Source organism: Verticiella sediminum, assembly GCF_007558815.1.
Lineage (GTDB): Bacteria > Pseudomonadota > Gammaproteobacteria > Burkholderiales > Burkholderiaceae_B > Verticiella > Verticiella sediminum.
On sequence record NZ_VLTJ01000022.1, the window covers coordinates 22,510 to 43,287 of the forward strand.

General features: G+C 65.1%; 18 protein-coding genes. 11 read left to right on the top strand and 7 right to left on the bottom strand.

The window, feature by feature from the left end; all coding sequences use genetic code 11:
• Positions 1 to 121: 121 nt before the first annotated feature.
• From FOZ76_RS10905 to FOZ76_RS10925, 5 genes are read left to right on the top strand one after another with little or no spacing between them, the layout of a single operon-like run.
• Positions 122 to 718: a nitroreductase family protein gene (locus FOZ76_RS10905; protein WP_143948291.1), complete on the top strand. Its 597-nt coding sequence runs from the start codon at positions 122 to 124 to the stop codon at positions 716 to 718.
• Between the two features lie 20 nt (positions 719 to 738).
• Positions 739 to 2,073 carry an LLM class flavin-dependent oxidoreductase gene (locus FOZ76_RS10910; protein ID WP_143948292.1) on the top strand — a complete coding sequence of 445 codons (1,335 nt, stop codon included), beginning with the start codon at positions 739 to 741 and terminating at the stop codon, positions 2,071 to 2,073.
• Between the two features lie 11 nt (positions 2,074 to 2,084).
• Positions 2,085 to 3,242: a M24 family metallopeptidase gene (locus tag FOZ76_RS10915; RefSeq protein WP_143948293.1), complete on the top strand. Its 1,158-nt coding sequence runs from the start codon at positions 2,085 to 2,087 to the stop codon at positions 3,240 to 3,242.
• Positions 3,243 to 3,247: 5 nt separating this feature from the next.
• Positions 3,248 to 3,742 (top strand): flavin reductase family protein, encoded by a 495-nt coding sequence (locus FOZ76_RS10920; RefSeq protein ID WP_143948294.1) that lies wholly within the window; start codon positions 3,248 to 3,250, stop codon positions 3,740 to 3,742.
• Positions 3,743 to 3,802: 60 nt separating this feature from the next.
• Positions 3,803 to 5,383: an MFS transporter gene (locus FOZ76_RS10925; protein ID WP_170235391.1), complete on the top strand. Its 1,581-nt coding sequence runs from the start codon at positions 3,803 to 3,805 to the stop codon at positions 5,381 to 5,383.
• A 32-nt stretch (positions 5,384 to 5,415) separates the two neighbouring features.
• Here FOZ76_RS10925 and FOZ76_RS10930 read toward each other — a convergent pair whose 3' ends face one another.
• From FOZ76_RS10930 to rpoD, 3 genes are all read right to left on the bottom strand, one after another.
• A complete protein-coding gene (locus FOZ76_RS10930) occupies positions 5,416 to 6,756 on the bottom strand; it encodes an NAD(P)/FAD-dependent oxidoreductase (protein WP_143948296.1) in 1,341 nt (446 codons plus the stop codon).
• A gap of 54 nt (positions 6,757 to 6,810) precedes the next feature.
• The gene (locus FOZ76_RS10935) at positions 6,811 to 8,250 is read right to left on the bottom strand and encodes an aldehyde dehydrogenase family protein (protein WP_143948297.1); all 1,440 of its coding nucleotides are present in this window, start codon (positions 8,248 to 8,250) and stop codon (positions 6,811 to 6,813) included.
• Between the two features lie 546 nt (positions 8,251 to 8,796).
• Positions 8,797 to 11,058 (bottom strand): RNA polymerase sigma factor RpoD, encoded by a 2,262-nt coding sequence (gene rpoD / locus FOZ76_RS10940; protein WP_143948298.1) that lies wholly within the window; start codon positions 11,056 to 11,058, stop codon positions 8,797 to 8,799.
• Positions 11,059 to 11,363: 305 nt separating this feature from the next.
• On the opposite strand from rpoD, the gene FOZ76_RS10945 reads away from it, so the two are divergent.
• Both FOZ76_RS10945 and FOZ76_RS10950 read left to right on the top strand, forming a co-directional pair.
• Positions 11,364 to 11,651 (top strand): hypothetical protein, encoded by a 288-nt coding sequence (locus FOZ76_RS10945; protein ID WP_143948299.1) that lies wholly within the window; start codon positions 11,364 to 11,366, stop codon positions 11,649 to 11,651.
• A gap of 103 nt (positions 11,652 to 11,754) precedes the next feature.
• A complete protein-coding gene (locus FOZ76_RS10950) occupies positions 11,755 to 12,459 on the top strand; it encodes an extensin-like domain-containing protein (protein ID WP_143948300.1) in 705 nt (234 codons plus the stop codon).
• A 40-nt stretch (positions 12,460 to 12,499) separates the two neighbouring features.
• Here FOZ76_RS10950 and FOZ76_RS10955 read toward each other — a convergent pair whose 3' ends face one another.
• On the bottom strand, positions 12,500 to 13,399 hold the full coding sequence (locus FOZ76_RS10955) for a LysR family transcriptional regulator (protein WP_170235392.1): 900 nt from the start codon (positions 13,397 to 13,399) through the stop codon (positions 12,500 to 12,502).
• Between the two features lie 167 nt (positions 13,400 to 13,566).
• Here FOZ76_RS10955 and FOZ76_RS10960 point away from each other — a divergent pair, with 167 nt between their 5' ends.
• The 4 genes from FOZ76_RS10960 to FOZ76_RS10975 all read left to right on the top strand — a co-directional run bounded on the left by FOZ76_RS10960 (position 13,567) and on the right by FOZ76_RS10975 (position 17,057).
• Positions 13,567 to 14,559, top strand: a complete 993-nt coding sequence (locus FOZ76_RS10960) for an isopenicillin N synthase family dioxygenase (RefSeq protein ID WP_143948302.1) — start codon at positions 13,567 to 13,569, stop codon at positions 14,557 to 14,559.
• A complete protein-coding gene (locus FOZ76_RS10965; RefSeq protein WP_143948303.1) occupies positions 14,556 to 14,972 on the top strand; it encodes a VOC family protein in 417 nt (138 codons plus the stop codon). The genes FOZ76_RS10960 and FOZ76_RS10965 overlap by 4 nt, the downstream gene beginning before the upstream one ends.
• 61 nt (positions 14,973 to 15,033) lie before the next feature.
• On the top strand, positions 15,034 to 16,026 hold the full coding sequence (locus FOZ76_RS10970) for an isopenicillin N synthase family dioxygenase (protein WP_143948304.1): 993 nt from the start codon (positions 15,034 to 15,036) through the stop codon (positions 16,024 to 16,026).
• The gene (locus FOZ76_RS10975; RefSeq protein WP_143948305.1) at positions 16,023 to 17,057 is read left to right on the top strand and encodes an ABC transporter substrate-binding protein; all 1,035 of its coding nucleotides are present in this window, start codon (positions 16,023 to 16,025) and stop codon (positions 17,055 to 17,057) included. The genes FOZ76_RS10970 and FOZ76_RS10975 overlap by 4 nt, the downstream gene beginning before the upstream one ends.
• Before the next feature lie 31 nt (positions 17,058 to 17,088).
• On the opposite strand, the gene dnaG is transcribed toward FOZ76_RS10975, so the two are convergent.
• The 3 genes from dnaG to rpsU all read right to left on the bottom strand — a co-directional run bounded on the left by dnaG (position 17,089) and on the right by rpsU (position 20,320).
• Entirely contained in the window at positions 17,089 to 19,179 is a 2,091-nt protein-coding gene (gene dnaG / locus FOZ76_RS10980; protein ID WP_143948306.1) for a DNA primase, read from the bottom strand.
• 230 nt (positions 19,180 to 19,409) lie between these two features.
• Positions 19,410 to 19,874 carry a GatB/YqeY domain-containing protein gene (locus FOZ76_RS10985; RefSeq protein WP_143948307.1) on the bottom strand — a complete coding sequence of 155 codons (465 nt, stop codon included), beginning with the start codon at positions 19,872 to 19,874 and terminating at the stop codon, positions 19,410 to 19,412.
• Positions 19,875 to 20,107: 233 nt separating this feature from the next.
• On the bottom strand, positions 20,108 to 20,320 hold the full coding sequence (rpsU, locus tag FOZ76_RS10990; RefSeq protein ID WP_143948308.1) for a 30S ribosomal protein S21: 213 nt from the start codon (positions 20,318 to 20,320) through the stop codon (positions 20,108 to 20,110).
• Between the last annotated feature and the right edge of the window lie 458 nt (positions 20,321 to 20,778).

The window sequence follows — 20,778 nt, forward strand, 5'->3', positions numbered from 1 at the left end:
GGATCTCGGCCTGGCCGAGACGAAGTCATGCGCACGGAAGATCTGGGCGCCGCAGCCCGGGTGACCGGGAAGTTCGTGCTCAATACCTACTGCTGAACGTTTTCAACTGCTCCCCTTTGCCATGCCTGACACGAGAACACCGACCTATCCAATCGCCGAGGACTACCTGAGCCGGTGGTCTCCCCGCGCGTTCTCCGACGAGGAAGTGTCTGAAGCGGCGCTGCTTACCATGATCGAAGCCGCCCGATGGGCGCCATCCTGCTACAACTCGCAGCCCTGGCGCTTCATCTACGTACGCAAGGGCGAGCCCGTCTGGGAAGCGAGCCTGGACACCCTGGTGCCGTTCAACCGCATGTGGGGCGAGAAGGCCGGCGCAGTCGTTTTCCTGGTTTCGGCGGTCAAGATGATCACCAAGCCTGGCGAGGCCCCCGCTCCCGCCGACTACCACACGTTCGATTCGGGAGCAGCCTGGGCGTACTTCGCCTTGCAGGCATCGCGGATGGGTCTGGCATCGCACGGCGTCGCAGGCTTTGACAAGGACAAAGTCAGGCAGCTCTTCTCGATTCCGCAGGACTTCACCTGCGAGATTGCCATCCTCGCCGGCAAACCGGGCGACAAATCGGGCCTGCCGGAGTTTCTACAAGGCAAGGAGGAGCCGAGCCAGCGCAGGCCGCTGGCCGAAATAGCCTTCAACGGCTACTTCCAAGGGTCTTTGTAATCCACTCAAGGAGATCGGAAGTGAGAAAGCATATCAAGCTGGCCATGTCCATCTGGCGCCACGGTTACCACGTAGCGGCCTGGCGGCTGCCTGAAGTACCCGCCGACAGCATGATGAATATCCGGCGGTTCATTGACGTGGCCAAGGCCGCCGAACGTGGCAAGTTCGATCTCGTGTTCATGGCCGACGTGCTCGGGTCCCATTACATCGAAGACGACTCACGATCGCAAACTCGCGGCCACACCGTCGTCAAGAACGATCCATTGCAGGTTCTCTCCGCCATCGCGACGCACACCCAGAAGATCGGACTGGTCTCGACGATTTCGACGACGTATGGCGCACCCTACACCACAGCGCGTGCGTTCGCCACGCTGGATCAGATCAGCGGCGGGCGCTCCGGCTGGAATATCGTGACTTCGTACAACCTCGAAGAGGCGCGGAACTTTGGCCTCGAGAAACCACCTGAGTCCGCCGAGCGCGCCGAACGCGCCCTCGAGTACATCGACGTGGTCAAGGGGCTCTGGGACACCTGGGCCGATGATGCTTTTCCGGTCGACAAGCAGAACGCCGTCTATGTCGATCGAAAAAAAATGCATGTGCTGGCCCACGAAGGCAAGCATTTCAAGGTGCGAGGACCCCTGGATGTCCCGCGCTCGCCGCAAGGGCAACCCGTGCTCGTGACCGCAGGCGACTCGGACAATGCCATCAACCTCGCGGGTAGGCACGCACACATCGCTTACGCCGGGCAACCTGTTCTTGAGAGTGCCCGGAAGTACTACCAACGGGTCAAGGCCAAGGCCGCCGAGCACGGCCGCGCACATGAAGTTTCCGTTCTGCCCGGCATCATGCCGTATGTCGGAGAGACCGAGGCCGAAGCCTACGCCAAGATGCGCAAGGCACAAGACCTCGTCACTCCGGCCGTCGGCTTCGCCTTGATGAAGCCCTTCTTTGGCGACTTGTCGCATCTGAACATCAGCGATCCGTTCCCCCTGGATGTCGAAGCGCTGCAGCTCAGTTGGAACACCGGGCACTTCAGCAAGATGCTGCAGGAGCGCGCGCGCGCCGACAAGTTCACCGTGGAGGACATGTACAAGACCCTGGCTTTGGGAGAGGACTGGCACATCACGATGGCCGGAACGCCCAAGCGGATCGTCGACAAGATGGAGGAATGGATCGACGCCGGAGCGGCGGATGGCTTCAACGTGCAGCCACCCGACACCCCGGGAAGCGTCAACGACTTCGTCGACATGGTCATTCCCGAACTGCAACGCCGCGGCCTTTTTCGCACCGAATATGAAGGCACGACTCTGCGCGATCACCTGGGGCTTCCCCGGCCCCGCAACGTTTACTTCTGACAGCCGATAAAATGTCCAAGCATTATTTCACGCTTGCCGAGTTCCGACAGCGTCAAGCGGCCGTGCGCGCCGAGATGGCCCGCCAGGGCCTGGATGTCCTGGTGGTCATCAATCCGGTGAACATCAATTACCTGATCGGCGCCGCACCGAAGTCTTACCAGGTCTTCGAGTGCGTATTCTTTCCGTTGGAAGACAGGCCGATCATCTATACCCTGCGCCTGGGGGACGTGGCCGAAGTCACCGACTACAGCCTGGCCGACACCGTTCGAGGCTGGGGTGGTGTCAAGTACGAAGATCCCATCGATGTTTTCACGGAGATTCTGGTTGCGCAGGGCTACATCGATCAACGTATCGGGATCGAGTTCCCCGACTACTACTTGAGCGTGCGCAACTACCAGAAGATCATGAAGGTGCTTGACGGCAAGAGATTCGTCGATGCCTCTTCCCTGATCGAGAACATCAAGCTGATCAAGTCTCCCGCTGAAATCGCCCTGATCCGCAAGGCGGCGGCCATCGCCGACATCGGCATCGAGTCCCTGCGCAACACTCTGCGCCCCGGAATCACGGAGAGGCAGGCTGCGGCCGAAGCCCACAAGGACATGATGGCGGCTGGAGGCGAAAGCCCCGCCAGCCCGATGAACTTCGCCTCCGGCGAACGCACCTGCTATGCCCACGTCATGCCTTCCGACCGCGTACTGCAGCCGGGCGATTTCATGCATATCGAGTTCGGCGGACAGTTCAACAAGTACGTATCGACCATCGCCCGCCACTTCTCGCTGGGCGAACCGTCACAACGCGCTTTGCAGTTGCACGAGATCACTCATGAGGCCAATCAGGCCTGCATCGACATGATCCGAGAAGGCGTGCGCGCTGAGGACGTCTACAAGAAAGCGCTTGCGGTCATCGGCAGATGCGGGCTTGCACAATACAATCTGCATGTGACGGGCTATGGCATCGCACCTGGATTTCCGCCATCCTGGGGGGAGTCCATCAGCCTCTTCGACAAGAGCGAAGGCATCCTGCGCGCAGGCATGGTTGTTTCGATCGAGCCCCCCATCTTCATTCATGAGGAACGAGTCGGCGCACGCATCATCGATTGTGTGATCGTGCACAAGGACCGTGCCGAGGTGCTGTCTACGATCCCCGAAGATCTCATCCGCATCCCATAGACATCATGATCACACCCGTTGAGTTCAAAGGTGCTATGGGGTTGCTGTGCTCCGGTGTTTCCGCCGTCACCACCACGGCGGAAAATGGCGCCCCCCGGGGGATCATCGTGTCGTCGCTAACCTCCCTGTCCGCCGACCCCACTCCGCTGTTGCTCGTCTGCATCAACCGCAGCAGCTCTCTGCACGATGACATCGCCGCGCGAGGGAAGTTCGGGGTCAGCATTCTGTCCGAGGATGCCCACGACGATTCCGCGCGTCTGTGCGCGTATCAGCCCGAGAAGCGATTCGACGGCATTTCGTTCTTCTGGGGCGAATACCGTGTTCCCCTGCTGACGCATGCTCTGGTCAACATCGAATGCTCGGTGCATGAAGCCATCACGCGACAAACACACACGATTTTCATAGGCGGGATGCTGTCTGCCTCCAAGCAAGACCTCGACAAGAAACCGCTCGTCTATTTCAACAAGTCGTACCGATCCATCGCGAAGTCTATATGCTGACCCCCTGACAGGCGCTCATGGCGTCGGTTGTCGATGCCATGCGTTCCTGTGCATCGCATCATGCTTCTGCGATCTTCGCTGGCTCCTCTCTCCATCCGGATCTTCCGCAATATCTGGATTGCGTATTTTTTCGCCAACAACGGCATCTGCGCGCTGGTCGTCATCGCCGGCATTCTGCTGGTTGGACAGAACGCGTCGCCGGTGGAGGTGGCCGTGTTGAACACGGCGTCGACGCTGCCCGTCGTATTCTTCACGCTGCTGTCCGGTGTATTGTCCGATACGTACAACCGCAAGACAGTCATGCTGGTCGGCATGGGCGTGCAGCTCCTGGCGATCACGGTCGTGGGATGCTGGAGTTTTTTCCACACGCTCGATTTCGCGGCGCTATTCCTGCTGCTCCTCGTGACCGGCGTTGGCACGTCGCTGATCATGCCGGCATGGCAGTCCATCGTCGGTACCATCGTTCACAACGAACACATTGCCAGCGCGCTAGTTCTCAACAACATCAGTTTCAACGTCGCGCGAGCCATCGGCCCGGCTGCCGCGGGGGCGCTGACCCTGGTCATCGGCTTTCCACCTTTCTTTTTGCTGGTCGCGGTTTGCATAGCGATCCTGATCACGGTCGTTCAGCTCAACCTGCCAACCCGCCCGCGGAATGCCTCTTCAGACAAGCGGTTGGAGATTGGTCGAAACCTGATCGCCGGTCTGCGCTATGCCAGCCATTCACCCACGATCCGGCTCGTTCTGCTGGAGGCGTTTGTCTTCGGGCTTGCCGCCAGCAGCATATGGGCACTGCTGCCGGTACTGACCGAAGGCGGTCGAGCCAGCGATTACTCACTGTTTTACGGGGCCGTAGGGCTGGGCTCCCTGCTTGGCGTAGGCTTGATCCATGGAGCCCGCAAGCGATGGGGCATCAACACGTCCGCTCGCCTGTTTTCGGTGCTGTTCTGCCTGGCGCTGGTATCGATTTCCCTGTTCCGCAGCTTCTGGCCGGTCTTCCTGGCCCTGCTGGTGGTCGGTGTATCGTGGATTGCCGTGCTCTCCTCGTTCAACTATGTGATCCAGCTCGCCTCGCCGGGCTGGATACGCGCGAGGTCGCTCGCGCTATACCAGACTACGCTCTACCTGGGAATGTCGCTGGGTTCGTTTCTGTGGGGGAATGTCGCCGCCAACTACGGCGGGTTCGTCGCGCTCGCCGCCGCGGCCGTTTTCCTGCTGACGATCTGCGCACTGTTCCTTTTCGTGCTTCCCTCTTCGGACAAGCCAGCCTGGTCGTTCGCGCATCGTCGAACCCCCGGCAGCCTCCCCGCTCTGGACACGCTGCCGTATGTTGTGATCTTCACAGTGAAAAGCGCGGCGTCGCTAGATGCTGCGCAGATCGGCCAGCTACGGGACGCCAACGACCATTATCTTTCCCTGGGCGCCAACCGCTGTCGGATGCTGCTCGACGCCGAGCATCCGGACACCGCGTACAACATCGTTTATTTCTCGAGCCGAGAGCGTTACCGGCAGGCCTGCCAGGATGCCTCATCTGGTCTCGCCGACCCTGTCCTGATCGGCAGCATCCCTGCCATCGAATCCGTCACGGTGAAAACGGCCGTGGACCTGGGCAGATGGTCACCGCCGGTGATCGCCATCTGACTCCAGGCCCGGCCACGTTCCGACGCCGAGCCTCAGATCAGCGAAGCCTTGGCTGCCTTGCTAAGATCCGTCCCGTCGATCATGCGTTCATAACGGAACGGCGACGGATTGGTGCAAGGGGTGTCGCCCCGGATCAGGTCCGCTGCCAAATGACCCGCTCCCGGCCCGGTGCCGAACCCATGGCCGCTATAGCCCGAGGAGATGAATAGCCCCGGGGTCGACTGCACCGGGGAGATCACCTGAATGGAATCCGGTGTCTGGTCCACCATACCGGCCCAGCTATGTGCGACGCTGACGGTACCCTTTAGATGCGGATACGCATCGGTAAGCCCCTTCAGGCCCCGCGCAATCAGGCGGGCTTCGGGCTCCGGATCCAGCACGCGCACGACTTCAAAGGGGCTGACGCCATCGGCGCTCCATCGTCTGATGGCATCTGGACCTTCGAAGAAATAGCGGCCCAACGAGTAGGTCAGGCCGGCCCGGCGGCGTTGGAACATTGGCCAGAAAGGCTTGACCTGCTGGACACCCCGCGGCGAGAGATGCAGCCGGCCATAGCCGCTGATTCCGACGGTCAGCCCACCGTCCACCCGCTTGCGCAACGCGATGTCCTGCATCGAAACCCCGCCCTCGGAGACACCCTGAACGGGCGTCGTGCAGAAGGTAGTCGATTGCACCGAAGCCTGCAGGAACTTGAATCCATGGTGCCGCAGCAACATGTTCGACCAGGCTCCCGCAGCAACCAGGACACTGGAGCACTTGAGCAAGCCATGTTCGGTAATGACGCCGGAAACCCGGCCAGCGGAGAATTCCAGTTCGCGCACCGCGCACCGCTGATGGATCGTAGCGCCTAGGCGCTGAGCCATCAGTGCCATGGCGGGAACCGCACGGTCCGGCTCTGCAAAGGCGTCGCTGGGCGAGTGCACACCCCCCAGCCATCTGCGGGCGTTGCCTGGCAGCAATGCCGAAGTCTCGGCCGCGGTCAGTACTCTGCTGGTCACGCCATATCCCGACGCCATCTTGCTCCAGCGTTCCCAGGCATCCAGATCGGACGGGTTATCGGTGCCATAGACCAGGCCTGTTCGGCGGAACCCCAGGTCGATACCGAAATCCTGCTGGTATCCCTCCCACAACTGCAGCGAGAGTTTCATCAACGGCAATTCGCCTTCGGCCCGGTTCTGCTGGCGGCACCAGCCCCAATTGCGGCCGGACTGCTCACCGGCGATGTAGCCTTTCTCAAGGATCGCCACACTCGTGCCGCGACGCGCCAATTCCAGTGCAGCCGTAATGCCCGCGATACCGCCGCCGATCACCACGACATCTACGAAAGTCGGCAGCTTCTCGTCCGATTGCACCTTGTCTATCGGTGGGGACATCAGGGTGACTCCCTATTCTTCGCATGAATTGAAAATCAATACGTCAGGCCCGGTCTACCACAGCACGACCATACGCCGCTCCGTCATTTCCTCGATCGCGTATCGGGGACCTTCCCGGCCGATCCCGCTGCACTTTACGCCGCCATACGGTTGATGATCCACACGATAGTTGGACGTACCGTTGACCACCACGCCCCCCACGCGCAGCTTGCGCACGCACGCCAGCGCAGCATTCAGTGAGGCTGTGAAAACGCCGGCCTGCAACCCGTATCGGGAGTCATTGACAGCGTCTATGCCCTCCTGCACGCCAGAGATTCGGGTTACCGTCACGATGGGACCAAACACTTCTTCGCAGACGACGCGCATGTGCCGGTTCACATCGGTTAGCACCGTCGGAGCGAGGATCAGGCCGTCGTGAGTGCCTCCGTGCAGCACCCTGGCACCACGTTCCACGGCATCGCGAATCCAGGACATCAGGCGATCCACGGCCGCCGAATCGATCATCGGGCCCACCATGGTCTTCTCATCATATGGATCGCCCGTCGCCACGCCAGCCACCCGATTCAGAAATTTCCCCATGAAGGTGTCGTAGACCTTATCGTGGACATAGATGCGCTGAACACCTATGCAGCTCTGGCCGGCATGCGTGAACGCATTGACCGCGAGATGCTCGGCAGCCATGTCCAGGTCGGCGTCCTCGAGCACGAGGTTGCCTGCATTACCGCCCAGCTCGAGCGATACCCGCTTGAGGCCCGCTTGCCGCAGAATGGACCTGGCCGCCATTTCCCCGCCCGTGAACGAGACCAGGTTCACGCGCTCGTCGACTATCAATTGCTCGCCGACTTCCCGCCCTCCGTGCACCAATCCGATGGACCCTGGCGGTAGATCAAGCGAATGGAAAATGGAGAACACCGTAGCCGCGCACGACGCAGCGCGCAGATCCGGCTTTACCACGATGGCGTTGCCCGCTGCCAATGCAGGTCCTAGTTTGTGGCACAGCAGGTTCAGAGGAGCGTTGAATGGGGTAATCGCGGCAACCACGCCGACAGGTACGCGCAAATAGAAGCCCATATGCCCTTCGCCCCTGGGACTCGCGTCCATCGGTACCATTTCCCCAGCCAGCCGCAACGCCTCTTCCGCAGAAAAGCGTAGCGTTTCGACCGAGCGGTCCGTTTCAGACAGGGCGATCGACAATGGTTTCCCGCATTCGGCAACCAGCATTCCCGCTATCTCACGCCGCTGTCCTTCGAGTCGATCAGCGGCTTGCCGCAACCACGCAGCACGCGTGTGGCTCGGAACGCTGGCCATGACAGAGGCCGCCTCGGCCGCGGCAGACAGGGCTAGATCGACATCCTTCGGTGTGGACAAATGCGTCGCTGAAAATGCAGTGCCCAGGAACAGATCCTTCTGAACATGCTGTTCGCCCGCCCCCGGACACCAGCGTCCGGCAATGTATTGCTGATTGGTACGGATGCTTGTTGTTCGAGTGTGCATGACGGCTGACCGCCGAGAGGACGGTCACCATAGACAAGATGGGAAAGACGCGTCCCTCCGGGACACGACACGGCCAAGTCAAAGCCGATTATATTCAATATGTTGATTATTATTCAATATTAATTTCAACAAATTGGTCAATTAGCCGCCGTAAATTTCATCTCGGTAAAATTTACGGCCTGGCAGCGTGAGTGCGAACGGACCATCGCTCCGACCACGGGTCGCGCAGTACGTGAGCATCCGCTGCAGCGAGCAGGTGGCACTGGCCACGCTCGACGAGGTGAACCACTTCCACCGCAAGCGACTGCCTGGCAGATCGAGCATGTTCCGCCAGGGCAAGCCGAAGCGGCTCACTATCGGCAGCGAGCCGGTCAGGCCGAGACGGCCTGACTCAACTAAACAGCCTCCGAGAAAGCCGAGGCAGGCTCGCTATGATGGACAAAGCCCCCAGCAAAGTGGGGGCTTTGTCAGCAATCTGGGCGCCTCGCAACAAGGCGCTTGTATTTCCAATGCACGATCGGCCCGCGCGTCAGGCGCGCGGCGGCGTCACTGCCCTTCCAGGAAGCTCTTCAGCTTGTCCGCCCGGCTGGGGTGACGCAGCTTGCGCAGGGCCTTGGCTTCTATTTGGCGAATCCGCTCGCGCGTGACGTCGAACTGCTTGCCGACCTCTTCCAGCGTCTGGTCGGTGCTCATCTCGATGCCGAAGCGCATGCGCAGCACCTTGGCCTCGCGCGGGGTGAGCGAATCCAGCACTTCCTTGACCACGTCGCGCATCGAGCCGTGCAGGGCCGCATCCGAGGGCGCCAGGGTGGTGGTGTCCTCGATGAAGTCGCCCAGGTGGCTGTCGTCGTCGTCGCCGATCGGCGTCTCCATGGAGATCGGCTCCTTGGCGATCTTCAGGATCTTGCGGATCTTGTCCTCGGGCATGTCCATCTTCTGCGCCAGGGTGGCGGGATCGGGCTCGACGCCGGTCTCCTGCAGGATCTGGCGGTTGATGCGATTCATCTTGTTGATGGTCTCGATCATGTGCACCGGGATGCGGATGGTGCGCGCCTGGTCCGCGATGGAGCGGGTGATGGCCTGGCGAATCCACCACGTGGCGTACGTGGAGAACTTGTAGCCGCGGCGGTATTCGAACTTGTCCACCGCTTTCATGAGGCCGATGTTGCCTTCCTGGATCAGATCGAGGAACTGCAGCCCGCGGTTGGTGTACTTCTTGGCGATCGAGATCACCAGACGCAGGTTGGCCTCGGTCATTTCGCGCTTGGCCTTGCGGGCCTTGGCCTCGCCGGTGGCCATGCGCTTGTTGACTTCCTTCAGGTCCTTCAGCGGCAGCACGACGCGGGTCTGGAGGTCGATCAGCTTCTGCTGCAGTTCCTGGACGGCCGGTACCTGGCGCGACAGCGTCTCGGAATAGCTGTGGCCGGCCTCGACTTCGCCGATCACCCACTGCAGGTTGGTCTCGTTGCCGGGGAAGGCGTGGATGAAGTGCGAACGCGGCATGCCGGCACGGTTCACACACGCGTTGAGCACGTCGCGCTCGAGCCTGCGGACTTGCTCGACCTGGGCGCGCAGCGTGTCGGCCAGCCTCTCGACCATCTTGGCCGTGAAGCGGATGCCCATCATCTCGGTCTGGATGGTTTCCTGCGCCTGGATGTACTCGGCCGACTTGTAGCCGTCCTTCTCGTAGGACAGGCGCATGCGCTCGAAGCTCTTGCCCACGACGTCGAACTTGCCCAGGGCCTGCACGCGCAGATCCTCGAGCTGCTTGCTGGTCATGCCGCCGGCGGGCGCCTCGTCCTCGTCGTCCTCGTCGCTGGACGAACCGGCGCCGGCGTATTCGGCGCCGTCTTCCGGATCGACCAGGCCGTCGACCACTTCGTCGATCTGGGCATCGCCCGCCTTGACGCGCTCGACGTGGGAGAGGATCTCGGCAATCGTGGTCGGGCAGGCGGAGATCGCCATGACCATGTGCTTGAGGCCGTCCTCGATGCGCTTGGCGATCTCGATCTCGCCCTCGCGGGTGAGCAGCTCGACCGAGCCCATCTCGCGCATGTACATGCGGACCGGGTCGGTGGTGCGGCCGAAGTCGGAATCCACGGTGGACAGCGCGGCGTCCGCCTCTTCCTCGGCGTCGTCGTCGCTCGAGGCGACCGGCGCGCTGTCGCTCATCAGCAGCGTGTCGGCGTCAGGGGCCTGGTCGTAGACCGAGATGCCCATGTCGTTGAACGTGCTGATGATGCCGTCGATGGCTTCGGCGTCGACCAGATCGTCCGGCAGGTGGTCGTTGATCTCGCCATAGGTGAGGTAGCCGCGGTCCTTGCCGAGCTTGATGAGCAGCTTCAGGCGGTTGCGGCGCGCCTCGTACTCTTCGGGCGTGACCGGGCCGCGCGCGATCAGGTCCTTGGGATCGCCCTTGCCGCGCTTGCCGCGGCCCTTGGGGATCTTGATGTCCGGCAGCGCCTCGGCGTCGCCGTCGCCGTCTATGGGATCGTCGAAATCGGCATCCGGATTGCTCTTGGCCGGGCGGCCGGGGCGGCGCGGCGTGGGCGATACGATGAGATCGGCCAGCTTTTCCTCGGCCTTGCGGCGCTCGGCGGCCGTGGCGGTGCGCACGGCGCTCTTGGTGCCGCGGCGGCCGGTCGCCTTGGTCGGGGTGCTGGTGGTGGTGGCGCTCGTCGCAGCTTCGCCGGCGGCCGGGCTAGCGGCTTTCGCGGCTTTCACCACCGTCTTGCGCGGACGCTTCGGCGCCTCGACGGCGTCGGCGCCCGGAATCTTGGAGGTGGTCGTTGCGGTCGTTTTGGCCATGGCTTTCGTCAACCCGTGTGCCCCGCCATACGGGGAAGATGGATAGGAATACCGGCCCGCGCATGCGCGGGCTGCGGCAAATTCGGTTCGTGCTGGTGGGCGGCGCAGAAAGCCAGGGCGGGCGGCGCATGCCGCGCGCGCGGGGCGGGCCGCACGTTCTTGTTTATGGCTATATGAAGCCGCACGTGTCCCGCATCAAGAGCCAGTGACTGCATAGGGACGAGAAAGCTGCGTCGAGCGGGTGTCCCACATGGATGGCTCCTGATGATGAGGCGCGTGCCGCGTCAAACCTGCGCCGGCCCGCAATGAAAACCCTGCCGGGTGTTCTGCTTGACCGCCTTCTGCTGGCCGCCCTTCCATTGCCCGTGAGCTGTGGTTTCATGGCCTCATCCGCAAGATTGCCGCACGCGGCGATGCGCCGAGTCGTTCGCCGGGGCGCTTTCCGTATGAAGCAGCAGTGGCGATGCTCTGTGCGCAGCGATGCCGCTGGCTGGCGGGATGTGGTAACGGGTGTCGAGGTGGCCGGGCTGTATGCGCTGGGAACCGTGTATTTTATCCCGGAAGGTCTTGCATGGCAAGGGTTTTTGGTTTAGGCCGCTGCGAGCGCCGATGCCCTCGCCCTGGACGACGGCGCAGCGCCCGGGCGCGCTTCGTGCGTTGCGCCTGCGGCCACGCTTTCTTGAGCCACGGAGCACGATGCGCGTCCTGATATTGCTGATCCTTTTCGTGGGGCTGGGCGTGCTCGGCCTGCGCCAGTCCTGGTGGGAGATCCCGCGCGAATGGAATCCCTGGGCCGCGCTGCACGTGGGCGACCCCGTCACGCCCGCGACCCGGCTCAAGCTGCGCCGGCTGCGCGACGACCCGACGGCATGCCGCGCGGCGCTCGACACCGCACCGCAGGGCACGCTGCGCTACGACGCACTGGGCGATCACCTCGGCGCGCCCGGCTGCCCGCTCGAGAATGTCGTGCGGGTGCGGCGAGCCGGCACCGATTTCAGCGCCAGCTTCGTTGCCAGTTGCCCGCTGGCCCTGGCCTGGACGCTGTACGAGATCCACGGCCTGCAGCCGGCCGCCGAGGCAACCCTGGGCACGCGCGTGCGGCAGGTCGAGCACTACGGCTCCTTCGCCTGTCGCAACATCTACCACCGCGAGAATGCCCGGCGCAGCGAACACGCCACGGCCGAGGCGCTGGACGTGGCCGGCTTTCGCTTCGAGGACGGCCGCCGCGTGAGCGTGCTGCGCGACTGGAACAGCGAGGGCGAGGACGCCCCGGCGCGCTTTCTGCGCGCCGCGCGCGACGCCGCCTGCCGGTTCTTCGGCAACACGCTCGGGCCGGAATACAACGCCGCGCATGCGAACCACTTTCACTTGGGCATGCGGGGATTCGGGCTGTGCCGCTAGGGAAAATCGCAACCTCCGACACTGCGCGCCGGACCGCCCGCTACGCCGGCAGCCGCGCCTTCAGCACCTCGACGAAGCGCGCCGCCGCGAGCGGCAGATGGCGTCCGCGCAACTGGGCGACCGTCAATTGCCGGCGCGCCAAGCCGCGCTCTTCGATGCGCCGGGCGACCACGCCGTCGTACGTGCGCTCGAGCGAAGCCCCGGCCGGAATCTGGAAACTGATCGCGTCGTTGCCCCGTACATAGGTACGCAGCATCTCCAGCGAATTCGATTCGAGCATGACGCGGGGCGCCGTGCTGCCCCGGGCGATCACGCCGTCGATCAGGCTGCGCAGGCCCAGGCTGGCGTCGGGCAGCGCGAGCGGATACTGCAGGCACTGGCGCATCCGCAGCGACGGTTCGCCAGCGAGCGGATGATCGGCCGCCATCACGGCACACAGCCCCTGATCCAGCACGTGCAGCACGCTCAGGTCGTCCGCGGGCGGCATGCTGTAGAGGGCGGCCACGTCCACGGCGAACTCGCGCAGCGCGCGCAGGATCGCCATGTGGCTGTCGATCCTGACGACGACGCGGATGCCTGGATTGTCGCGCTGGAAGGCGTTCAGGGCGTCCGGCAGGACCGAGAACGTGAGCGCCTGGCTCGCCGCCAGCGTCACGGTGCCGCGCTGCAGGCCCTTGAGCTGTTCGATCTCGGTGCGCACGCGCTCCGCATCGGCCCGGTGCGCGCGGATATGGTGCAGGAAGATCTCGCCGGCGGCGGTCACCCGCATCCCCCGGGCATGGCGCTCGAAGAGCGGTGCACCGATCTGCTGTTCGAGTTCCTGCAGACGCCTGTCCAGTGCGGACGGGGTGATGTACAGCGTCTGCGCGGCCTTGCGGATCGAGCCGGCACGGGCGATCTCGTCGATGCAGGCGAACAGGCGGAGATAAGTCAGGCTCACGAAGGCTCCAGCGTTGCAAAAAACAGGACAGGGCATCGCGGAATCAGCAGCAAGACCGATGCACACATGGCATTCGCCTTGCAGCGGGGACAGCACGACGGCCCCAATAGACACGAGGAGAACACCATGCAGCATCCGTACCATCGCGCAACGGCCGAGGCCCGCCGATGATCCCGTACCGCCCGCCCCAGGCCGTTCGCGAACTGCCCGTCATCGATGTCGGCTGCCTCGCCGGCGGCAGCGGCCGTGCGTGCCGGGAAGCGGCCGCGGCCGTGCGCAGGGCCTGCCTGGACACGGGCTTCTTCTACGTCGCCAATCACGGCATCGAGGCCGAGGTGATCGCCGCCCAGTTCGCCGCCAGCCGGCGCTTCTTCGCCCTGCCGCAGGCCGACAAACTCGCCCTCGACCAGGCACGCTCGCCGTACAAGCGGGGCTACGAGCCGCCCGGCCGGCAAGTGCTGGACGATGGCTCGCCGGCGGACCTGAAAGAGAGTTTCCGCTTCGGGCCGACACCGACGGCTGGCCACCCCTACGCGCAACGTAGGCTCCCCACCTACGGGCCGAGCCAATGGCCCGACGCCCTGCCCGGCATGCGCGACGTGATGGAACGCTACCTGGCCGAGATGACGCGGCTGGGCGACGGGGTGCTGAGCCTGGTTGCGCGATCGCTCGAACTCGAGCCGGCATTCTTCGCAGGCTTCTACCGGCACCCCATGGCCACCGTGCGCCTGTTGCGCTACCCGCCACAGCCGGCCGGGCAGCACGGCAACTTGCTGGGGGCGGGCGCGCACACCGATTGGGGCGGCATCACCATCCTCGCCCAGGACGAGGTCGGCGGGCTGGAGGTATGCAACGTGGCGGGCGAATGGGTCAGCGCGCGCCCCATCCCCGGGACCTTCGTCGTCAATCTCGGCGAGATGCTGGGCCGCTGGACGAACGAGCGCTACCGGTCCAATCTGCACCGCGTGCGCAATGCCCGGCCGGACGTGGATCGCTATTCGGCGGCCTTTTTCTACGACCCGGAATACGATGCGCGCATCGAATGCCTGCCTTCCTGCCTGGCGCCCGGCGAGACGCCGCGCCATCCCGCCTGCACCTCGGGCGAACACATTGCCGCCATGCACAGGCGTACCACCGGCACGGCCAAGGCAGCCGCATGAAGCTCGCCAACCTCAACCTGTTCGCACAGGACATCGCCGCGTTGTGCGCGTTCTATCAGGCGCTGTTCGGATTTCGCGAGCTCGCCGAACGGCGCACCGGCATCTACCGATGCCTGGACGCCGGCGGTGTCGAGCTGGGATTCAATGCGACGACGGCCTACCCCTTGCTCGCGCTGGCCGACCGCCAGCGCGACAACGCGCGTCCCGCCGTGACCGCCTATCCGACCTTCCTCGCCGACACGCCGGCCGAGGTCGACGCGCACGCCGCGCGCTGCGCCAGCCTGGGCGGGCGCGTGGTCAAGGCACCCTACCGCACGCACTATCAAGCGCATCAGGTGGTACTGGCCGACCCCGAGCACAACATCTTCCGCATCCAGAGCCCGGATCAGGGCGCGGCGGAGAGCCCGGCATGAGCCGCCAGCCCGCGAGACGGCCCGCCGGCAGGACACCGTCGGGCACTCGGAGGGCATACCCATGACCGTCCCCGTCATCGACCTGTCGGACGTGCGGCGCGGCGATGCCGCCGCACGGGCCACCGCCGCGCGCGACATCGACCACGCACTCGTCGACATCGGATTCTTCAGCATCGTCGGCCACGGGGTCGAACCCGCGCTGATCGCCGGCCTGCGGCGCATGGCGCTGGCGTTCTTCGACCAACCCGCCGCGCTCAAGCAGGCCTGCAGCAGCCCGGAAGGCAGCATCAGCCGCGGCTACGTCGGCATCGGCGCGGAGAACCTCGGGCCGACGCTGGGCTTGGACGCCACGCGCCGGGATCTGAAGGAACAACTGGCGTTCGGCCCGCTCGATGCCGGGCCCGGCGTCGAGGCCAACGTGTGGCCGGCGACGCCCGCCGGCCTGGCCGATCAGATACGCGCGTACTGCCGTGCGCTCGAAGGGCTGGCCGACGACCTGCTCGGCCTGTTCGCCACCGCGCTCGGCATGCCGCTCACGTACTTTCGGCCCTATCAGGCCGGCCACGGCAACGTGCTTCGCCTGCTGCACTACCCGGATCAGCGTGATCTGCCGCCCGCGACCGGCGAGACGCGCTCCGGCGCCCACACGGACTACGGCGCCCTCACTATTCTCCTGCCCGACGAGACGGCGGGCGGGCTGCAGGTGATGCTGCGCGGCGGCGCCTGGATCGACGTCGCTGCCGCGCCCGGCGCCCTGGTCGTCAATATCGGCGACCTGATGGCGATGTGGACCAACGACCGTTGGGTATCCAACCTGCACCGCGTCGTGAATCCCCCGCGCGAACGGGCAGGCCGCCGCCTGTCCGCAGCCTACTTCGTCAACCCCAACCCGAACGCCACCATCGCCTGCATTCCGAGCTGCGCGACGGTGCATGCGCCACCGCGTCACCCGCCGGTGCTGGCGGGTGCGCATCGCGCCCAGAAGATCGCGCTCTCGCGCGCCGGTTCCGCCCCTTCCCGTCGTGATCCGCCCCTAGAAAGGACACACCCATGAAAACTGCGCTTCGTTCCCTCGCCGCCGGCCTCGCACTCACGCTGGCCTGTGGCGTCTCCCCCGCCCTCGCGCAGACCAAGCTCAAGATGCTGCTCAACTGGAGTTACCAAGGTCCGCAAGGGATTTTCTTTCTGGCCGCGGATCGAGGCTACTTCAAGGAAGAAGGGCTGGAGATCCAGATCGACCAGGGCAAGGGGTCGGGTGCTGCGGTGCTCGAGGTGGCGCGCGGGACCTACGACATCGGCTTCGGCGACATCAATACCGTGGTGCAGATTGCGGCGCCCCGCCCGCAGGAGGCTCCGGTCGGTGTCTACATGATGTACAACCAGCCGCCCTTCGCCATCGCCTCGCTCAAGAAGAGCGGCATCCTAGCGCCTGCCGACCTGGCCGGACGCTCCGTGGCCGCGCCCGCCGGCTCGGCCACCCTCAAGCTGATGCAGATCGTGATGGAGCGCGAGAACGTCGATCCGTCCAAGGTGAGCATCATGAATGCGCAGGCCAACCTGCTCGAACAGCTCATGCTGCGCGGCCAGGTGGACTCGGTGGCCGGGTTCGTCAGCTCGATCGCGATGGCCGCGAAGAACCTGGGCATCGATCCGGACGAGGATCTGAACTGGCTGATGTTTTCCGACTACGGCGTCGAACTCTACAGCAACGCGGTGGTCGTCTCGCGCCAGCTCGCAGAGCAGCGCCCCGACGTCGTACGCGGACTGGTTCGCGCCATCAACCGCGCCGTCGCGGATACCGCCAAGGACCCCGACGCCGCCATCGATGCCCTCGTCAAGCGCGAACCGCTCATCAAACGCGACATCGAACGCGAATCCCTGGTGCGCACCATGGCCGTGGAGATGAACCATGCCGAAGGGCGTGCACAGGGCTTCGGCGGCATCGAGCCCGCGCGCATGGAGCGCGCCATCGAGCAGGTGGTGAAGGTGTTCGACCTGGAACGCACGCCCACGGTGGACGAGGTGTTCCGGACCGAATTCCTGCCCGACGCGAGCGAGCGCACGATCACCTTCGACAGCCTCTGATACGCGGTGCCCGTGAGGGCGCCGCCGTCGATCAGCCGGCCGCCCGCAGCCGCAGGATTTCCTCGGCATTGCGCCGATAGGCCTCCAGCGCGGCCGGGTCGCTGGCCACCTTGGCGGCCAGCGCGCTCTGCTCGGCCTGCAGCGCCCGCAGCAGGATGCTGCGCAGCGTGTCGCGCAGCTCGGCATCGGGGTCCGGCAGGTCTTCGGCCAACAGGGTGTCGGCGGCGACGTGGATCAGGTCTTCCTCCAGCTCGCTGCCGCTGATCGCCTCCAGGATGGCGCCGGTGTGCTGCGCGCCGCAGCCGCGCACGACGCGGATCATGTCGCAGACCAGCCCGTACTCGCGCTGGGCCGCCAGACGCGTCTCGACCTCGGCGTCGATGCCGCCGATCAGTTCCGGGTGCACGATGAGCAACTGCAACAGCCGCTGCGACAGGCTGGGCACGGGCCGGCGCGAACCGGGCGGGTCGCGCGGCTCGTCGTCCCAGTCGCGGCCGCGAAAGCGGCCGCCGCCCTTGCCTTGCCAGCGCTTGCCGCCGCTGCGCTCGCCCTGCCAGCGCCGCCCGCCGGCGCCCTGCCCGCCCGGCGGATGATCCGGGTAGAACGCTTCCGGCGGGTCGTAGGGTTCGGAAAACTCAGGGACGTAGCCGATGTCGTCATGCATCGGCGGCACGTCCATGTCGGGCGCAGCGCCAGGCGCGGAAGCGGGCGCCGGCCCGGCGCCGCTCGCCGGCGCGCCCGGGAGCTCGGCAGCCGGCGCGGCCGCGAGCGTGCGGCGCCCGGCGTTGACCAGTGGACCGCTGGGCTCGTCTTCGAGCGCGAGCAGCGTGTCCAGCTCTTCGGGCGTCAGACGCACCATGCCGGCCAGTTCACGCTGCACCTGCAGGCGCAGCGCGATCTTCGGCATCGCCTGCATCAAGGGCTGGGCATCGTGCACGCAGCGCGCGCGCCCCTCGGGCTGGGCCAGATCGTGCTGGCGCGCCCACTCGTCCAGCATGAAGCGCGACAGCGACGGCGCCTCGCGCATGGCCTCGCGAAATGCATCGGCGCCGTGCTCGCGCACGTAGGAATCGGGATCGTGCTCGGCGGGCAGGAACAGGAAATGGATCGCGATGTCGTCGCGCAGCAGGGGCAGGCAGGACTGCAGCGCGCGCCAGGCTGCGCGCCGGCCGGCCGCGTCGCCGTCGAAGCTGAAGACGATCTGGTCGGCGGCCCGCAGCAGCTTCTGCACGTGCTGCGTGGTGGTCGCGGTGCCCAGGGTGGCCACGGCGTTCTCCACCCCCATCTGCGCCAAGGCCACGACGTCCATGTAGCCTTCGACCACCACCACCTGGCCCGCGTTGCGGATCGCCTGGCGCGCTTCCCACAGCCCGTAGAGTTCCGAGCCCTTGGAGAACACCGGCGTCTCGGGCGAGTTCAGGTACTTGGGCTCGCCCTTGCCGAGCACCCGCCCGCCGAAGCCGACCAGGTGGCCCCGCGCATTGCGGATGGGGAACATCACGCGCTCGCGAAAGCGGTCGTAGCGGCGGCCGTCCTCGGACTGGATCACCAGCCCGGACTCCACCAGCAGGGCGGCGAAATCAGGCTTGTCGTAGTCCGGAAAGATCGACGCCAGTCCGTGCCGGTCCGATCCGGCCCAGCCCAGGCCGTAGCGCGCGGCGATCTGCCCGCTCAGTCCGCGGCCCTTGAGGTAGTCGATGGCCCCGCGCGCGGTGCGCAGGTCGCGTCGGTACTTGACGTCGGCGGCCTCCAGGACCTGGGTGTGCCGGGACTGCGCCTCGCGGCGGCGCGCGCTCTCCACGCGCGCTTCCCGGGTCATCGGCGTGCGCGGCTCCTCGGGCACGCGCATGCCCACCGAGTCGGCGAGCTGGCGCACGGCCTCCGGAAAGCTCGCCCCGACGTGCTCCATCAGGAAGCGGATGGCGCTGCCATGCGCACCGCAACCGAAGCAGTGATAGAACTGCTTGGTCGGGCTGACGGTGAACGAAGGGGTTTTCTCGCCGTGGAACGGGCACAGGCCCAGCAGGTTCGCCCCGGCCTTGCGCAACTGCACGTAGCGCCCGACCACGTCGGCGACGTCGACACGCTCGAGCAGGCTCTGGATGAAGGAATCCGGGATCATGGAAAAAACGGATGGCGTCGGGTGCGACGCGAGGAAAGCATGGAGCCGCAGGCAGCGCAAGCCGGGGCAGACAGCGCGCAGCGGGCCGCCTGCGTACCGGGCATGCACCACTGACGATGCAGCCCAGCCCGACATGATAGCGCCGCGCGATCAACGAGCCGCAAATCACGCGCCGGCATCCGGCGCAGGCAAGATCACGCGAACGCCCAGCGGCATCGCCGCCGCGCGGCTCAGCCCTTCAGACGCGCAGACAGCAGCTTGGACACCTGGGACATGTCGGCACGGCCCGCCAGCTTGGCCTTGACGATGGCCATCGCCTTGCCCATCGCAGGCGCGCCCGTCACGCCCTGCGCGGCCAACTCCGCGACAGCGGCCTCGAGCACGGCCTGGACCTCGGACGCGTCGGCGGCCTTCGGCAGGAACTCCTGGATGACCGCGATTTCCGCGGTTTCCTGCGCGGCGGTCTCGGTGCGGCCGGCCTGCTCGTAGGCCGCAATCGACTCGCGACGCTGCTTGACCTGCTTTTCCAGAATGGCGACGACGTCCGCGTCGCTGAGATCGCGCCGCTCGTCGACTTCCTTCTGCTTCACGGCAGCCAGGAGAAACCGCAGCGTACCGAGCCGGGCCGAGTCCCTGGCGCGCATCGCGTCCTTCATGGCGTCGGACAGTCGGGTCTTCAGGGAAGTCTCACTCATGGGGTTCTCGCAGAACAGGATGGCGGAAAACAGAAATCAGAAAAAAAGCCCCCACGCTTGCCGCTACGCGGCGGCGCTGCCCCCGAGGGGGAGCTTTTTGCCTTGGGAGCGGCCCGGCGGCAAAAAACGCCGAAAGCCGCCAGGACGATATCGTGGCGGCTTCTGTACCGGACCAGCAGGCCCGACGGCGTCAGAACCAACAGCAGCGCCGCCCAGGCGGCACGGCGGCTGGATCAGTACATGCGCGGGGGCAGTTGCTGGCTGCGGATGCGCTTGTAGTGACGCTTCACGGCAGCAGCGGCCTTGCGCTTGCGCTCGGCGGTGGGCTTCTCGTAGAACTCGCGGGCGCGCAGTTCGGTGAGCAGGCCGGTCTTTTCGATGGTGCGCTTGAAGCGACGCAGGGCAGCTTCGAAGGGCTCGTTTTCTTTCAGACGTACGGTGGGCATGCGGACAGTGCCTTCCTGATAAAAGAGGTTGTGGCTTTCGCCTAGTATTGGGCCGCTTGGAAGAACCTGGCGGCAAGTTGCATGCCGCCAGCGCGGCCTGCCGGAACGAAACCGCAACAGCCCAGCGGGCGCTGCAGTCCGGCCCGAGGGGCAGAACGCACGATGACGCAACATGCAGCCTGATTCTGCTAGCCGCCCGGGAGGCCCCTTGGCGCCCCGCTGTCAAAAGCCCAGCAAGGCATGCGCGAGAAAAGCGCGCAAAAGGAAAAAGGCCGCCGTTTTTCGATCCAGCCCCCTATCAGGAGGAGCCACATCAAAGGGCGAAAGCGATCAAATAGCCCTAGATGATAGCACGGATGTGAGATACTACAAACCTCTCGGACGCACCGCTTCCGTGGTCGAACGGAAGCCATCGCTCGCTTTGCGTTTTAGGCTTCGGTACGCAGAAGAAGGCCGCC

What these genes read in the sequence shown, in the direction of transcription:
- FOZ76_RS10905 (WP_143948291.1), top strand. Translation starts at nt 122, where the DNA reads ATGCCTGACACGAGAACACCGACCTATCCAATCGCCGAGGACTACCTG.
- FOZ76_RS10915 (WP_143948293.1), top strand. Translation starts at nt 2,085, where the DNA reads ATGTCCAAGCATTATTTCACGCTTGCCGAGTTCCGACAGCGTCAAGCG.
- FOZ76_RS10920 (WP_143948294.1), top strand. Translation starts at nt 3,248, where the DNA reads ATGATCACACCCGTTGAGTTCAAAGGTGCTATGGGGTTGCTGTGCTCC.
- FOZ76_RS10925 (WP_170235391.1), top strand. Translation starts at nt 3,803, where the DNA reads ATGCTTCTGCGATCTTCGCTGGCTCCTCTCTCCATCCGGATCTTCCGC.
- FOZ76_RS10930 (WP_143948296.1), bottom strand. Translation starts at nt 6,756, where the DNA reads ATGTCCCCACCGATAGACAAGGTGCAATCGGACGAGAAGCTGCCGACT.
- FOZ76_RS10935 (WP_143948297.1), bottom strand. Translation starts at nt 8,250, where the DNA reads ATGCACACTCGAACAACAAGCATCCGTACCAATCAGCAATACATTGCC.
- rpoD (WP_143948298.1), bottom strand. Translation starts at nt 11,058, where the DNA reads ATGGCCAAAACGACCGCAACGACCACCTCCAAGATTCCGGGCGCCGAC.
- FOZ76_RS10945 (WP_143948299.1), top strand. Translation starts at nt 11,364, where the DNA reads ATGAAAACCCTGCCGGGTGTTCTGCTTGACCGCCTTCTGCTGGCCGCC.
- FOZ76_RS10950 (WP_143948300.1), top strand. Translation starts at nt 11,755, where the DNA reads ATGCGCGTCCTGATATTGCTGATCCTTTTCGTGGGGCTGGGCGTGCTC.
- FOZ76_RS10960 (WP_143948302.1), top strand. Translation starts at nt 13,567, where the DNA reads ATGATCCCGTACCGCCCGCCCCAGGCCGTTCGCGAACTGCCCGTCATC.
- FOZ76_RS10965 (WP_143948303.1), top strand. Translation starts at nt 14,556, where the DNA reads ATGAAGCTCGCCAACCTCAACCTGTTCGCACAGGACATCGCCGCGTTG.
- FOZ76_RS10970 (WP_143948304.1), top strand. Translation starts at nt 15,034, where the DNA reads ATGACCGTCCCCGTCATCGACCTGTCGGACGTGCGGCGCGGCGATGCC.
- FOZ76_RS10975 (WP_143948305.1), top strand. Translation starts at nt 16,023, where the DNA reads ATGAAAACTGCGCTTCGTTCCCTCGCCGCCGGCCTCGCACTCACGCTG.
- dnaG (WP_143948306.1), bottom strand. Translation starts at nt 19,179, where the DNA reads ATGATCCCGGATTCCTTCATCCAGAGCCTGCTCGAGCGTGTCGACGTC.
- FOZ76_RS10985 (WP_143948307.1), bottom strand. Translation starts at nt 19,874, where the DNA reads ATGAGTGAGACTTCCCTGAAGACCCGACTGTCCGACGCCATGAAGGAC.
- rpsU (WP_143948308.1), bottom strand. Translation starts at nt 20,320, where the DNA reads ATGCCCACCGTACGTCTGAAAGAAAACGAGCCCTTCGAAGCTGCCCTG.